The organism is Legionella yabuuchiae (genome assembly GCF_900640115.1).
In the GTDB taxonomy this organism is placed as follows: domain Bacteria; phylum Pseudomonadota; class Gammaproteobacteria; order Legionellales; family Legionellaceae; genus Legionella_A; species Legionella_A yabuuchiae.
Window position 1 is genome coordinate 58,886 of sequence record NZ_CAAAIW010000010.1, and the last position, 17,460, is coordinate 76,345.

The following is a 17,460-nucleotide window of genomic DNA, read 5'->3' on the forward strand; positions in this document are numbered from 1 at the left end:
GCATCACTGTTTAATTGGATTAATGAGAAAAACGGTATCCAAATTGCAAGTAATGTCAGATCTTATCAAGGGTTGATGGTGCATGGTTTTGGAAAATTAGCTGTCGTTTTATTTCTCATGCGTTTACCTACTGAACATGTACAAAAAAGATACCTCCTGTCATAATACGTCGTACTCTGTGGTTATGGAAGTTTAATGAAGTCTTTTCAACAAATTATCGATTTCATATGTGAAGATATTTATGGCAAATCTGTTTCAAATTGGAACAATGAGTGGAAAAGAATCACTGAGGTTGAACGCTACAATACAGCCTCTTACCGATATCGTCGTTGGCCAGGCAATTGGCCTCCTCCGAAAAGCTATTTTCACGAAGAGGTCGATGCTGAATACAATATAAAATTTACAAACAATATTCTTCCTCATTTAAGGGCTTTATGGCTTAATAAAATCTCTGCCGCAGATTTTCCTAGTCATTTAAATCGTTTTTTTAAGAGGCATCCTTGGCTATCTACTATAGCAAATAATGATGACAAATTTGTTATAGCATATATCAGCCCACTCATTAAGAGTACATTAGATGCAACTAATTTATCCCTTTCGAAGAACTATAGTTACAATAACCTTGGTTACTATGAACTAGACTGTTCATATTACGAAATACAATGGCCAGCATTCAATGATAAGAAATTTATGCATCGAATGCATGATTATCCTCTAGATTTAATCTATGGAAATCATTATGAGCAATTTTTATTACTACCCTCACTGGCAACGCGCTGGCCTCACATGGACGCGAGCACCTATCATCTTTCTAGGTTAGATGTTTATCGACTTCTGTTTACTTATTTTGGAATCAAGGCTTCACCCCCTGAAGGGCAGACTCAACTGGTCGCAAATATCATGCCGGTGGAACTGGGCGAATTAAAGGAGTTAGATCTTCTTAGCAAAAGCTATTGTCAGAGTTGGCTAATTAATTTAGATAGCGTAGATAATCCGTATTGGATTTTTCTTGATAAATATGAAGGCCGAAACTCACTCTACATTTCGTCAGAAATTGCGAAAGATAAGGAATTTCAACTCAAATTAGAAGCTATTAAATCCTGTTTCTCAATAGATGAAATCGTTACCATTGACAATAAATGTGAAACCAAATACACCTATTTACCAGATAACTTAATCTGGCAATATCAGTTATTTGCAAGAGTATTGCCTTATTGTATGCAAAGCCATCGTGCAATACCTTTAGAGACGTACCGTAACAGAATTTCTTTATATCATTTAGTTGCCTATGTTTGGGAAGCTTTAATTAAAACTTCTTTTGCAAAAACTGAGCAAAAAGCTAGCAATAGTTTTCAATATGCCGACCCTTTTACAGAACAGCCATGGCATCAACTGCTGAAATCACCTCCATCTGATAAAACCACACTAACACAATTAGAGCCGTTACATGCAGAGAAAATCTTGGCATCAGTTGATCAAAAAAAGATTCAGATGGCTTGGGACGATAAAGCAGGCGACAAATTTCAGTTAACAACAATCGTTGAAGGGAATAATTTCCTCCAGTCTTGCTTTATGGCGTGCTTCCAATCTGTACACCATATAGCACTAACCTTGACAGCATCATCAAAAAAAGACATGCCTGATCTACCATTGTACATTTTTGATAAGTCTACTGAAAAATTAACGGGTGTTAGCTTTGCAATTAATAGTGAAGAGGCAATCAATCCAGGACATTTTCCGCCTTTAGTGCGTTTAAGTAACAGTGCTGCATGTAATCGTTTATTACTGACACATTATCGCGTTCCAATAGCTGATTTGAGGGTTACTAATCGCTGGGATGAAGCTGGACGATTAGTTTTTTTATTGTTTAATAAGTTTGAAGAAGGATTGAGCCAACAAGCCATTCAAAACTATCTACAGCAGGATAAAGTTTGGCGCCAAGATTGGTACAATCCAGCAATAACACCTAAGCAAGATTCTTTTGCATGGCGTATGGCGCAATTTGCTCAAATGGGCCACTTAGGTACAGATGCCTTCTTTGGTTATTTACGTGACAATTATTTAAAACATTGGCATGCAATTCATCAAACCCCGCAATTAAATCTTTCTGTCTTGTTTGATTTAAACGGGGATCATCTAAACAGTGCTGCCCAATATATAGAACATTTATGCGAGGAGTTAACACAATTTATTCGCGATGAGCGATGCATTCCTAAATTTAAGCAAATTCACTTTGTTTTACCTCAGTCATTCACCCGCGCAGCTCTTGAAGAAACAGCAAAATTAATTCGAAATGTTAATGATTGCAGGTACATTCACAGCAATGAAACCGAAGCCTTTTTTTTATATGAATTTAAAACGCTTTCAGAGGCAGAACAGGATGGTTGGTTATGTGAACTTGAGAAATTAGCAGCGCTTGATAATAACCCCTTAATAACCATGATCCGTATCCCTGAACTGAATACCCAAGTCAGTGATGATGCAGAAGAAAATGCTTTGAAGGCTAGATACCAAGCCTTACAAAATAAAATTCTCGATAATCAACGACTCCATCATGAGAAAGAATTAGCAAACAATACTCTTATCCTTTACCAAGGCGCTGATGGAACACTAGATCCCATGGTGGATATTCGTAATTTAAGACACCGCTTAAAACAGCCATTCACAGGAAAAGATGAAACGGTTTTGCTCTCGTCTAATGCACCTGGTATCCAACAAGAGTTGCAACAAAATATTGAAGCTCGGCATGAAATCGCGCATCAAGTTCAAAAAAAACGAGTTGTTTATGAAGAACAAGAACCAGACATCAAACGTTATGATTTAGATTTAAGCCGCCTGTTTACGCGTCATAATATTGAAGATCGCCTCTCTACCCGCGAGGAATCAGTGAGCTGGGCCAAGCAATTTAGCCTTTGGGTTGGGAGTGATACAGATGCATATTACCTGATTAATTACATCGAACCAGAAGCGTTGAAAAAAATAAGGCAATATGAATCTTTTTTTCAGCTGGGAATCGTACCCAATCATTTGCCCTTTGGATTTTTTCTTAGCTCTCATCCAAATGTCCAATTCTCTTATATCCTCTGTTTTGATGAAGACAGAGCGAAAAGAGAGCAATATGAATGGGAAGCAAAAACAAAAGAAATACGTAATCCCTTTATCCCTCATTTAGATGCTCAAGCAAAAGCAGTCAATTTTGATGGAGATTATCGCCAGTTTGATTTAATTGGAAAACAAGAAACAGCTCAAATATCCTTTTGGTATCATCTAGCAACGCAGTCGCTTAATTCAGAACAACATCAACAACAAGTTACACTTTTACGCAAAGTATCCCAAACACATTTTAATCCGCTGCATCCCGATATACCTATCGTAATGAGTCGCTATGAACTATCAGGTAATTTCGACCGTCCCTGGAATACGCTCACGCTCAAAAAACAGTTAGCGCTTTGGGCAGAAACTATTTTGGGAAAAGGCGTGGGGCAAGATTTTATTAGTGTATTTATCTTGACGATGAATGAAACACAGCTGAAAAGTTTTGGGCAGTTGTGCTATCACTATGACAGTAAAGAATGGAAATTGGGCAGTCATCATTTTCTCCGCATTGCCTTTATAATCTTTCAACATTTTGGAGAACATAATTTTAGAATTTGGAAAAATGCTATTTTTGACAATAGTGAAAATGCCACTGAATTACTAGCTAAACCTGTCTTAGACGCGCTGGGATTTAGTTTAATCACATTAAAAGATAAATCGCCCGCTTACATCAGTATTTGGTTCAGACTATTAGAAGCCCAAGTCAAACATGTGGGTTGGGTAGGTTATGATCGTTTGTGGTATGCCTATCAAATCATGATTTCTTATATAGATCATAAGGGATTAAAGCTAGATGATGACCTGGTAGCACGCCTATTAAACACGCAGGTATCCTTTCAATCCCTCGTTTGGCTGGATCGTCTTTTTCATTGTTTAAAAAAGATAGAAGGACAGTTTTTCGATACAAAGGCTCAACAACACCTACTGGATAATCTTGATAAAATCGATTGGCAGCATAATGGTTTATTCTATGCGATGAGCTATAACGCGATGCCCTATTGGTCAGAGGATTTAAAATTAGAAAAATTTACGTATTCGCATGTTGATGCGGGTTATACGCCAAGCTGGGATAAGGTCATTGATAGCGATGCATTAGTCATTGACTTTGGCCGTTATCTCGCAGCCCAACTCAAGATTAATTTTAACCAATATCAGTATTATGTTAAACATATCAAACCATCCCTTGAAAGCAACAGTATTTCCTATCCAGTGGCGCGTTTATTGCTGATTAATCTTAAGTTTGGTGGGGAGGAAATCACCGATTGGGGTAGCGATGACCTAGAGACTATTTTACCAAAACTCTGTCATGACGAAATGAACGAGGTGGTGGCGTGGTGGAATCAACAGTTTAAACTTGATGAGATAAATTTTGATAGTCACTATAAAATTCCCCTGGCTCATTTACCCCTCATTGCTCATGTCTTGAAGGAATATGGCTTAAAGAATTTAGTAACTTCCCAGGCACATCATCCTGGGGAATTACAGAATTTAGCGTCATGTGGCATAAGTGAGACAATAGCCTTATTAAATGCCCTTGGTAAAACATGCCAATACTTGCAAAGCCAATCATTGCTCGAGTCACCGAAGGTGGCGGGCCAATTAATACAAATGACTGAACACGCCTTGAAAGATGAGGCTTATTTAGCTGCCATGCGTCAAACACCTTGGCTACTTATTAAAATGGACTCTCCCTGGAAAAATTGGTTTTTTGGCCAGAGCAACGATGTTTTATCCACCCAAAAGCGATTTTTACAGCAGCTGGAAAGTATCTCTTTTCTCACATCAACTTGGCTACCCAATCGCGAAGATATTCAACATGCATTGTCTCAACTGGATGGCGAAACAATCCCACTTGATAGTCTCGATAATAAACGACGGGAACTTATCGCGACATGGGTAGGAATGGGGTGTGATATTACAGAGCAAGATGCTACTTTCCGTCGATTAACCCGTAAAGAAGAAGAAAACTTCATACGACAATTCACTGATCAACTTCTGCCTCAATATACAAAAGAAAACGCTGCTTTGATTACAATACTCACTCCCCATTTAGCTATCGAAGCGGATTTTAATCCTCTTGAACAAGCATTTACCCAGTTGATCAAACCATTTAAACGTATAGATAATAAGCCTCATTTTAATGATTTAGCCATTACCCTAGGATCGTTAATTCATCATATTAAACAGCAAGGATCTGTATATATGAGTTTGCAACAACTCAGCGAAATTTTAGACAGTCTGATGCTTGCACAACACGATGAAGTAACGCATTTTCCTAATGATATGCTTAATGAATTGTTAACCCAGACAGGCGATAAATTAACCAACCATCGTTTAAATGAGTTAACGGCGCGTTTGGAACCGCCATTAAAAGATAAGGTTAAACTGATTACTCAGGCAGATATACCCCATCAAATTAAATCAATGCTATTACGCCTGGCTCCAAAATTTCCTGATTACAAGTACTTTAATTGGATAATTAATAATTTTATTGGATATAGAGTAGATAACATCCGTATTGATTACCAAATTGAAGTTTCTAAAGCTCTTTTATTAATAGCAGAATCTTCATCTTTGTGGACTGATGAACTAATTGCATCATTATTTCCGATACCCGTTAGTGCGGAAATCCAACCAATGTGGCTTAAATGCCGCTATAGATTATTAACTGAGATAAACAAAGCAGGTTCAATTGCTCAATTACGTGTAATGAAGCCTTTATTATTAAGCCAGGAACAAAAAATACCTGAAATAGAAATGATTGGGATTTATACTTTAGCGCCATTCGCAGAAAATTCCTCGGAACTGAAACAGGTATTATCAAGACTGGATGATCATGATCTGAAGAAACTGGCTGATTATTGCGCTCATCCCCCAACACCATCCGCGGATTACTTAATTCAGAATTTACCCAATTATAAGGTTGACCCTCTAATTCATCATTTTGAAACGGTGGATCAAGCTAAAGATCTGCGACATTACAGTGTCACTGAGCCAGAGGGCCAAGAACTAAAGCGTGTTCTTGGGGGTATTAAAGAAAAAAATACGGGCTATATCAGTGATGATAAGCAAAAACAAATTATAGGGATGCTTTATTATGTTAATGCCTATGCACAAGAGCAGGATTTAGGAAAGATACGCTCCAATGAACTTAAAGCCCAATTAAGGCAAACGGCGCAATGGCTACAAGGCGCCAGCGATGAAGAGGCAAAAAGAATATATCGCTTGCAGTTGTTATCGATGTTACGTGAATTATTGCTACGTCAAACCGGGAAGTGGGCCAACCATACCCAAATGCTCGCCTTAATTTATACTTCTCTACATAATGATGAAAGCGTGTTTTATCAGATTAAAACGGGAGAAGGCAAGAGCATCATTACCATTATGCGCGTGGCATTCCATGCGTTGAATGCTAAAATTGTGGATGTATTTACAGCAAAAGAAAGTTTATCCAGCCGTGACCATGAAGAATTTGGTTACATTCTTGATGCTATTGGTATAGAGAACAGCCATATTGTTCCTGACTCAGATGAAAATAGTTATAAAGTTGGGGATGATATTTTTGGTGCAGTCAATTACATGACGCCTAGTAGTTTTAGTTTATTTCAATCTGGGCATTGTTGGTCTGAAGGAAGTAGACGATATATTAACTACTGCATTAAGGAACGCGTCGCTTTTTTTGATGAAGGCGATCATGTGTTACTTGATGAACAAACCATGTTTAATTTTTCTTATAGTGGTGAATCGAACAAACTATACAACTATGACGCTTGGGTTTATCAAGCCACCTGGCGATATTTTCAGACAATTAAAGACGCATTACCCATCAATGAAAAAGGTATTCCCTATATCTGTAGAACAAAACATCTTGCTGAGTTGTGCGAATATATACAGCAACAGAGTGATTATGCTCCTATTCAATCCAGCTTCATTAAAACCTATCTTGCTCCTGTAGTTGATGAAAACATTAAGGATAAACAAGCGGCTATTGTAGCGCGCGATAAAGTGCTTGCTGATTTACTTTCAGCGGCTTATACGGCCAATAATCTTGTGGAAAATCAAGACTATTGCGTACAGCAAGGTTTAACAACTCTTTCTAATAACATTACCATGAAGAGTCGAGTTGCTAAAGTTGTGATTAATAATCAAGTGCAAGATGGGGCAACGTTTAGTGAACGCGTACATCAATTCTTACATGTGCGCTTGAATGAAACGGCACTTACAAAGGGAGAACAACCCAATTTCTTTATTGCACCAGATAGCGCTATTGTCCTATCGCAAAATGTTCCCTCCCTCATCAAACATTATTACGGCCAAATAGAAGGTTGTTCTGGAACAATGGGTGATCCCGGGGAGCTTAACGTTTATAAGGACCGTTATGACATTCAGCATGTCGTTAAGTTACCTACGCATGAAGTGTCACAAACGGTATATGAAGGCATGATCTCTTGTGATGGACAAGACGAGCATGAGCAAACGATTATTCAATGCCTTCAAGCGCATCAAGATCAGCCTACCCTACTAGTCAGTAAAGACGATGTTGCCGTTAAAGCATTATCAAAACGTCTTTATAGCTTATTGCCAGAGACCATGGCAAAAAAATTAATTTGCGATACCAATGACAGTGGACTCCATGAAAAGGATATCTTGCCTTACGCCGGCAAACCTGGATTCGTTATCAACAGTTCCCGTATGGCTCGGGGTACAGATATCAAGCCGGAAGTAGAACAGGGCTTGTTAGTCATTCGTTCTAATCCAGATATGCCTCGTTTTACGAAGCAAAGTGGAGGGCGTCAAGGTCGCAATGGCGCAAAAGGCATGCTTATAGACATAATTGATTATGCCCAAATCCGATCTGCATATGAGGGTTTTGCGCATTCGGAGATATATGCAGAAAGGCTAAGCCACTTGCTGGAAAGAGAATGGCATCACCTCAAGAACAAATTTGCTAAACATCAAAAACGACAAAGTAATAAATGGAATTGGCTCATAAACGATGAGGGTAAGCAAGAAAAATACATACAAACGCGGGTGGTACAGTGTTTAAGGCGTGAAATCAAAATTCAGCGCGAACAAAATATACGCAGCAAAGAGGCGTTGGTATCGGAATGTTCGAGTCACATTATCGCACAGCTAATGCACTATCTCGCTGAAGACCAAACGATTATGCGCGCCATTCGAAAAGACTGGTTAAAATGCCGTGAGTCTATAGAATCGGCCTGGCAGCAAAGAATGACGGGAGCGCTTGAAGACAATGAAGTGGTGTTAGATATATTTTATGAAAAAGCCAAATCTGCTTGGAAAATTTTTGCCGTTAAATACCCTGATTATATGAATTCAAGCTTATTGGATGATAAGGACAACCTACTTCACTCCGTCCGAAAGATGAAAAAATTAGCCTGGAATAAAGGCGACGATAACTTAGCGGTACCTGAGCCTACACAACACACCAATATGCCTAATGTGATAGCGTTTTATCAAGGCTGGCTTAAAAGCATATCTCCTACCGTATTAACTAATTTATCTAATCCTTTACAAGAATTATTTTATGGGCAGTCAAATAAGGGATTAAATGACTTAAATGCTTTTTATCACATCCTAATTAAGGCGGGTCAGGCTCATGAGAATAATGATAACCATCTATTGATTCGCAATACTAAGGCCTTATTTTCGCAACTTGCGATTTTACCTATACCCACTATTAGTTATGTTCCATTGAAATATATGAGTGACGTTGTAAAAACATTCGATAAGGCTCGCAGCGAGTCCCACTTTATGGATAAGCTATCAATCCTCGCCCAATTATTTGCTCATCCATGTGCACAACCCGTTTCTGAGCTCACTGCCCATCACATGACGATTTTGGGAGAGTGTATCCAATTTATCGTGCGCTTAACGTGTAGAGGATTTGTCTCTAGGAATACCGATGCGTATCGACGCTTCACCACAGAACAAACAGCAACCCATGTTACTGACGTCTTATGGCAATGTTATTGGCAAACGTTAACCCCAAACCGATTTGCTAGTTTTGACCGGTTTATTAATCAGGATGATGGCGTCGCAAAATTATTGACTACTCATTTAAGTTCACGGCATTGGCAAAAGTTATTGGGTCAGTTAGTTCGTTATGATATGGCTCAGTCAGAGGATAGACAATATCTTGATCAGGTAATGGGTTACTATAGAACGAATCAAATTTTGCTTAATAATGATTATTCAAAAACGCTCAATGCATTATTAGATATCTTCCTCCATTATCCCCATCGACGTATAGATACTAACTATTTTCCAGCGCCGAACTCTCTCCTTTATGCTAGTAACCAAATCAACACACAATTGATTTATTTTATCGCGGAGCAATACATGATTAATGCATTTGAAGCACAACAATTAGTAAACATTATAAATGAATCCTACGGTGAAGATAAATTTGGCGCAAAAACAATGGAAGAGAACGTTATGCCATCCATCCTGTCTTTGCCTGCCAACATTCCTTTCGAAATGATTAACAAACGAGTAAAGCGCACAGCGGATCAGCATAATCTTGGGGGCTTTCAGCAATCTATAATAGCACTTACAGAAGTAGGTAACGCCTTAAATAATTTCACGAATCGGAAAGGGATAACAACACAGGAAAATTCATTGCCGTCAGAGGGTGAGCCTGAGTCATTATTAAAGCGGTCTCAAGCAATCATTCTGCAGAAGGATGGAGTGAATCAAGTGTATGAAGCCACAAAAATATTGGTGCAGTTAAGTCAGGCAGTCTATGATTCGCTAGATCCCCACACCTGTTTAATTGCGGTTGAGCAATATGATAATCATTACCAGGACATCTTAGATTTGTTATTGCGAGCCAAAACAGTGATGGAGGATGATGCTTATATCACTTTTTATAACATGTGCTTTACTCTGAATGGTGAACGACGAACGCTGAAAACGTTAACGCTGATTATTAATACATTCGAACAATATGAACCACTATTTGCCACTTCTGCCATTGAAAAGCAAAATCAACAGAATTATATTTTACAGCAATACCTGCATGGAGGCCGTAGTGATTCAATCATTGAAAAATTAAAAATTCTTGATCGTCGTCAAATGAATTTGGACAATCCCCACGTTTGGCAACAATGGCAGACGAGTCAAGAAGATAGCCGAGCCTTTGATGAAAAAATACAGTTTATTAAAGAAACAGATGGCTTGCCTTCCGACGTACGAGAGCGTGTCTGTGATTTATTTGATAATGGATATGATAAAGCACGGTTGCTGATTTTTACTCGTCTTACACAACAAGATAAAATAACCCCCGATGCAATTCCTGACGCACAATTATTATACTTATTGAACAAATGGAACGAGGATCATATTCACGATGGCAATCACTTAAAAAACGTGTTTGATGCACAAAAATTGGCAAATATCTTAGCCACTGAGACCTCAGAAAATGCGGCCTCCAGGCGAACACAAGGTATTTTGACCTTTGAGAGTCTTTTTGGGGCGTTCAATCATAATAATCAGGGCAGTATTCGTGTGCACTTGATGCACAGTATTACTCATTCTCTAATCACTTATACAGACGATTTACACAATAAATGCTGGACCTTCTATCATCTTTTAATGAACAAAGTGGGGAACATTAATAAACAAATTGAGCAATTATCAGAAAAAAAACGATCAGCAGGCTTAAGTAAGGTATTAAAGTCGCTGAAAGGTTTAAGTTTAGAATTATATGTAGTTGCTAAACCTCAGCAAGCTTTAGTTCAGGCGGCTGATCATAGAATTAATTATTATTATCAACTAATCGAGTCATTCGAAAAGCAATACATAGGCAGATGGTACAAGCGTTTAACCGTTAGTAGCATTCGCAGGGGGCAAGCACAAAGCTTATTTTCTGATCTAAAAAAGATCGCAGATCCAACAGGCGTTCCCGGTACTCAAGCTGACTTCTATATATCAATGCTGAATGTTATTGATAAAGTACAAGAAGATATTATTAACCATGATGAAGACAATAAAATTGGTGCTAAAAAAGGATACTGTCATTTATTAGATATTACTCAAGCGTTGGGATTACAGATATGCAAAGACCTAAGCGATGACGATTCACTGAATGATGAAACGAAAAAATTAGCACACAATTGGCTTCTAACTCAGGAGAAGCGAGTGGTGCTTCAACTTTGGCAGCGATTGCCCTCAAATCATCCAATAGTCCATGAATTAGCACCCTATGCGCGCAATATAGAGAACCCAGATTATGTAGCAATACACCAATGTCAAGTTGCGATTGCCAAATTACAGAGCGCTGATCTACCTAAAGAAGTGCGGTACCTACTACCTTTATTAAAAGGTCATTTTGAAATAACTGAAGAAATGGAAACAAGTGTATGTAAGCTATGAACCACTGCTATTTAGTTAAGTCAATGAGGTAACGATGCCTAAGCCAAGACCAGCAATTCAAGCAGCAACCCCCGAAGAGCAATTGCTTGAAAAAATTAACATCACTCAGCAGGCTGTGGAACTAAAAATTAGCCATGTTGCCTCAGATTTAGAGGTATTATATTACTGTGCTGCTCAATACATGCTCACTAATTTTGCAGAAATACTCACGTCAGAAAAGACGGTAAACGAAAAAAAAGAGGTACTAAAACAGCTTCTAGCAGAGCATTGGCACAGTATCAAAGGAACGTCTTATAGCTATTGTGAACAGCCGCGCGATCCACTCAACCAATTATGCTTAGCAATAGCGCTTTATATATCGCCCTTACCAGAAGACTTGTCCGAGTGTGATGATTGGGAAGTGGGTGAAGGTCCCTATTTTTTATTGATGCCTGATCTAGAAGCATGCGCTGATGTTTCAGGAACAAATCTACACCAATATCGGTTTCCAGAATTTATTTTATCAGCGGATAATAAGCGTTATATTCCAATCGTTGAAACCATCGATTTTTACTTTAAAGGCACCTCGTCAAAGCCCTTCCATGGGGTGTTTAGTCCAGAAGAAATGGCTGACGAAACCCTTGATAAAAAACAAATTGAACTTGTTGATTCTGAAATTTCCCAATTGACCAATCATTCTGCATTAACAGCTAGAATCATGGAAAATCTAGCCATATTAAAAGACCCTAATGGTAGTTTTTTTAATAATCTTAGCCGTTTAGCTGATGGTTTGTTTGCTGGAAGCTCTCATGGCGGTGCTGGTAGTGGAGATAATGCTGCTGCACAAGCGAATGAGGCCATTGTAACATTTTTTGAATATTGGGACGATTTAACTGAAGCGGCAAGAAACCATTATCTTCGGCAAGTCCCTAACCTTAAGGCCATTTTCCAAAGACTGAGGGATCCTGTCTCAATTGCCCAACAAGGTGTTAATTATTGTGTAGGTGTAACAGGAGGCGATCTTAGGCATGAAGTTAATCTCCATCGTTCCAAGTTACAAAGTTATGATATGAATGAATTGCAAGTTGCGGTGCAAGACCTAATTACACAACTAGAGAGAGAGATCAAACGACCGGATTATACGTTGAACCCAGTTCAAAAAAAAGTTAAACCATGGATGGGCCGACTTATAAATATTCCAGCGAATGAACAAGGTCATTTAATTAGACAACATTTACATCTAGATTACCCAAATTTTCTATTTTATGCCTTTGATCAACAACCAGCCCTCGTACCAATGTTTATCAAAGCATTTCAAAAATCAGAATATAAACAGCAGATAATGCAACAGCGATCCAAAAATGGCATGAATATATTAATGCAAGCGGCACAAGGTTATCCAGAAGCCTTAGAAGTATTGTTAGCAAGCTGTTTAGCGTTAAATAATACCCAAATCAAAGATGAGTTAATGACAAAAACGCCTACTGGCGAATTATTACCGTTCATTATTATGCAACGATGTCCTGAAACACTACCACAATTGCTTGCCATCATAGCTAAGTTTGAGAAAGAGGAACAATTGTACTGGTTAGTGGAGAGAGATAGGAATGATGCAAGCATTATAATGATGGCTATGGAACATAATGCAAATGCTTTTATACAATTATGTGAGCTAATAAAGACATTTACTGCTGATGATATCGAAAGAATATTAGGCCAGACTAACGCCAAAGGAAATACGCTATTAATGACTGCGTTCTTACATTATCCACATGCTGTTGCACCATTAATGACCTTATTTAGCACATGCAAAGAAACCACTAAAAAAAATTGGATTTGTTGCATTAACAACGCTGGTTTGAACTTGCCTTATTTATCTGTAAATGCTGAGTTTGTTTTTTTTAAAACTATTTTAGATATAACGGCCAGTATGTCTAAGTCGCAGCTTAAGACTCTCCTTACTTCTGGTGGTGAATCATTTTTTTTAAAAGCAAGTTATAGCCAAGCTGAGAATTTTAACGCGGCCTTGATGCTATTAGATAATTTTTCTACTGATGAACAGCGTGTTTTTTTGCAAGAACGTGATGCGAAAAATAATAATTGGCTTTTATTGACTATGTTACATCAACCAACACCGCCTGCGCTTCTATTTAATAAGCTGAAATTATTATCCAAATCAGAATTATATAGCTTATTAAGCACTAGAAATCATGAGGGTTTTTCTCCGTTGACGTTAGCGTTGGCACAGCAGCCACAATATTTTAATTATATTGTTGAACTCCTATCTGAACTCTCCTCTGATCAACAAGACTTACTATGGCAACAAGTAGATGTTAATGGTTATTCTCTACTTCTTTTAGCATCAATGTATGCACCAGAACATTTATCCTATGTGCTAAACCACGTTAGCGAGCGCACCTTGTTTGCAGCTTTAAAACAAACTGATTTCAGTGGAAATAATTTTTTAGCGCAAATCGCAAGTTTTCACCCTGAAGTTTTGCCTTCGTTCATAGCAATCACAAAAATGATGTCGGTAGAACAACGCTTTCATTTGCTTAAGTCGTGCAACCAACAAGGTGATAATTTGCTGTCATGGATGTTGCAGCAGGATACAAGATTGCTTGATCATTTATTTGAACTGATGGAGGGGTTTACGATTGCTCAGCAACTATCTCTCGTGACGCACCGCAATCATCAAAATCAACATGTGCTATCTATAGCCTATGTTCAGGATAGAGCATTATTGAATCATGTGCTTCAATTAGTCGATAACCTCAATGCTTCTTACAACAAAGAAGTTGTTTTGGCTAAACTACCCTTATCTCACTGGTTTGATTTATTAAGTCTTTCTTGCGTTAATTCTTCAATGTTTGAGCGCTTATATGCAAGTTATCAAAGAATTCACGCACAGGATAAGATGGCATTAGGCAAGTTATTAGGTTTTCTCGATAACAATAACAACAATTTGCTAATGCTGATACTGCAGAACAATCCTACCTTGGTCAGTTCGATGATACGCGATGTAAAAGCCTTGTCAGATGTTAAAAACCAGCGGCAAATAATGTTACAAAAAAATACCCAGGGAGAAAATGCGCTATCTTTGGCAGAAAAATACACACCAGATCATCTAGTTGCCAATTTACAATCGTTCTTAAAGCGACTAGATAAACAAAGTACCAAGCAAATGATGCTTATCAACACGATGAAGATGCATTCAGGCGATGTTTTGATTGCGTCTGACACGCTGGAGAACTGTAACGCGGAAGAATTATTTAACAGGTTAAATGGAAGAGATGCTCAAGGCAATAATCTATTGGGTCAAATGATCATGCGCATGCCATATCGTTTGCCCATCGTTATCAAAAAAATGCAGCATTTACTTTCAGCAGACCAAATAAAACAACTATTAGCGCACCCCAATCATCAAGGGCTGAACTGTTATTGGTTAGCTTTAAAACAAAATCAGGCCGCTTATTTATGTGAGCAGATTGAATTTTTGGCTAATTGCTTGGATAGAGAAGTTCAAATGTCCATGCTTTCACCGCCTGCGGGACAATCCCTAATCGAAACCGCTTTAAACCATGGTCAAGTGAGATTAATGATCACCATGCATTGGTTGAGCACATTTAAAGAAGCACAGGTTGAAGAAATAATTGAACAATTCTGGCGACAGCCATCGAAGCAGTTAAAAACTGCTATTGCACATGGTGACGTTGATGTATGTCAACGTTTAATTAGTACAACTCGAAATATGCCTGTTGAAAATCTCGTGGAACTAATGCTCAGGAATAAAGAAGCATTCATGTTGGCACTTGAAGGCAGTAATAAGCCGATGAAAGAGTTAATCTGTCGGTGGTTGTTATCTATACCGCAACGGAATCGCTTTGAAGTTTTATCCAATTTCTCCACGGAAGTTATTTTATTATTACTTGATAACGACCAAATGAGTCTTGTGGACGCATTACCGTTGAACCAACAAGCTCAACTATTAACTTTACCAGATAGCAATGGCCATAATGCCTTAATTCAAGCATTTAAAAATAATCATTGTTGTCGAGAAAAATTAATTGGACGTTTACAACTATTTACTCCGCAGCAACAGGCTACCCTATTCCAAGCGAATGAGGGAAATATCTCCTTTCTGCATGTACTTGCAAAAAATGACTCATGGTTATTTAAAGAATCGTTAACTGAACTATCCAGGTTATCCAGCGACACACAGTTTACTTTGTTAAGTCATATTGATAATCAAGGATTTACAGTGCTTGACCATTTGCAAAATACCCCAGATTTATATGAACAGGTATTAAGCATGTACGATAGCCTAAGTTTAAAAAACCAAATTCAACTCTATCTTCAGCCCACTGGCCCACAAAATGCTTGTTTATTAATCAACGCCCCACTGCAATTTAGACCAAGAATAGTTGAGCAATTTATAAAATTCCCACAGAACGAGAAAATTGAAATTTTATTAGCGATGGACCGTAACAAAAAAATTAACTTGAGAATGTTGCTAGAAACATTACCGGATCTTCAAATTCAATTATTGGATATGATTCAATCCCTTCCCGCCCCTGTTCAAGCTGTCCTTGTTTCGCCAAGGGAAGATTCAAGCGAGAGTTTGATAAGTTGGATGATAAATAATCACTATCATCATATGAAAAAAAGCGCTCTTACATTAATGGCTGGGCTAGCAAAAACAGATTTAAGTGCATTATTAAAACATAAAAACCGCACAGGTAATAATTTGCTACAAGATATAGCTAAAAATCAACCTTCGATGTTCGCACAGGCTTTTTCCATTTTTATGAGCTTGTGCAATGAAAGTAAAGCTGAACTGTTGCTTGAGAAAAATATTGAGAACAGAAATTTATTTAGCGACTTGGTTGCATACAACCTCCATGACCACTTTCAAAGCCTATGTAAAACAATATCGCAGCTTCCTAGTGACCAAAAAATTAATATCTTATCAGCTTCAGGCATTGTTCCTATAGCTCCAACCACGCGTTGGGTGAGCTTATTATACGGCTCCCCTCAATGTAAATCATTTATTAAGCTATTAAATAACAAGTCTTTTTTTGATCCCATGTTTCACCTATTGTTAAGCCTACCTCCTAAAACCCAGCTCACTATATTGACTAATCGTACTAGTCTAGGAAAAACGGTTATTGATGAGATTAAAAATCCAGAACAAACCAAGCTGAGACTAATTGTAAAACATGCCAAAGCACTGGTTAAAGTAAAAAAACTCTTAGATAAAATGGCAGCAAAAATTCCAAACGCACAGGTTTTTAGTGCTGAATATCGTTTGCACCAACAACTGGTTAACCGATTAGAGTCTTATCAAAACACCTATCATAAAAGCGTGAAGCATATTCATGATTTATCCGAAGGCCTAATCAATGATATCGAAGCAGCTTTACCTCAAATCAAAACGAAGCTCACCTCCACAAATATTTTGACCACCTGTTTAAAATTAGCTGGAAGCGTGATAATACTTCCTTATGGCGGTTACAACTTTTATAAAAAATCCAGCACCAATCGTCATGTTTTCTTCCAGTCGGATCAAGAAAAAGTTCTTTATAACATAGAAGATTTAGGATCAGAACTTAAGCGAATGGCAAGCATATATTCGACGAATTCCTTTGAGTAAACATTTACTCTGTACGGTACGGTTTTTGAAAACGTCGTTGCGAGGAGCGTAGCGACGAAGCAATCTAGAGACCTTAATGCATGGAAGTAGCTCACTGATTCATTGATAATCCATAGTTTTTCCGCCAAGAAAATGACATGGAGTCAGGAATGAATATCAATGAGCAGGTAACACAACCTGAGCGCATTGAAAAATTACTGGTATTATTGAGTATAGACAATGATTCAGCCACATCATCAATTGGATGAGTAATAATGGCACTAATACCTACGTCCTTAGCAACCATTAAGGACAGAACACTAGAGATATGACACAAATTCTTGCTGAACTTTGTA

Annotated in this window: 2 protein-coding genes; both read left to right on the forward strand. The window is 38.0% G+C overall.

Annotated elements, in window-relative coordinates:
• Positions 1-195 precede the first annotated feature (195 nt).
• The gene (locus tag E1O47_RS05480; protein ID WP_133130264.1) at positions 196-11,493 is read left to right on the forward strand and encodes a hypothetical protein; all 11,298 of its coding nucleotides are present in this window, start codon (positions 196-198) and stop codon (positions 11,491-11,493) included.
• A 34-nt stretch (positions 11,494-11,527) separates the two neighbouring features.
• The gene (locus tag E1O47_RS05485) at positions 11,528-17,125 is read left to right on the forward strand and encodes a hypothetical protein (protein WP_133130265.1); all 5,598 of its coding nucleotides are present in this window, start codon (positions 11,528-11,530) and stop codon (positions 17,123-17,125) included.
• Positions 17,126-17,460 lie beyond the last annotated feature (335 nt).

Bases quoted from the DNA above. Each gene is read 5' to 3' on its own strand.
- E1O47_RS05485 (WP_133130265.1), top strand. From the start codon at position 11,528: ATGCCTAAGCCAAGACCAGCAATTCAAGCAGCAACCCCCGAAGAGCAA.
- E1O47_RS05480 (WP_133130264.1), top strand. From the start codon at position 196: ATGAAGTCTTTTCAACAAATTATCGATTTCATATGTGAAGATATTTAT.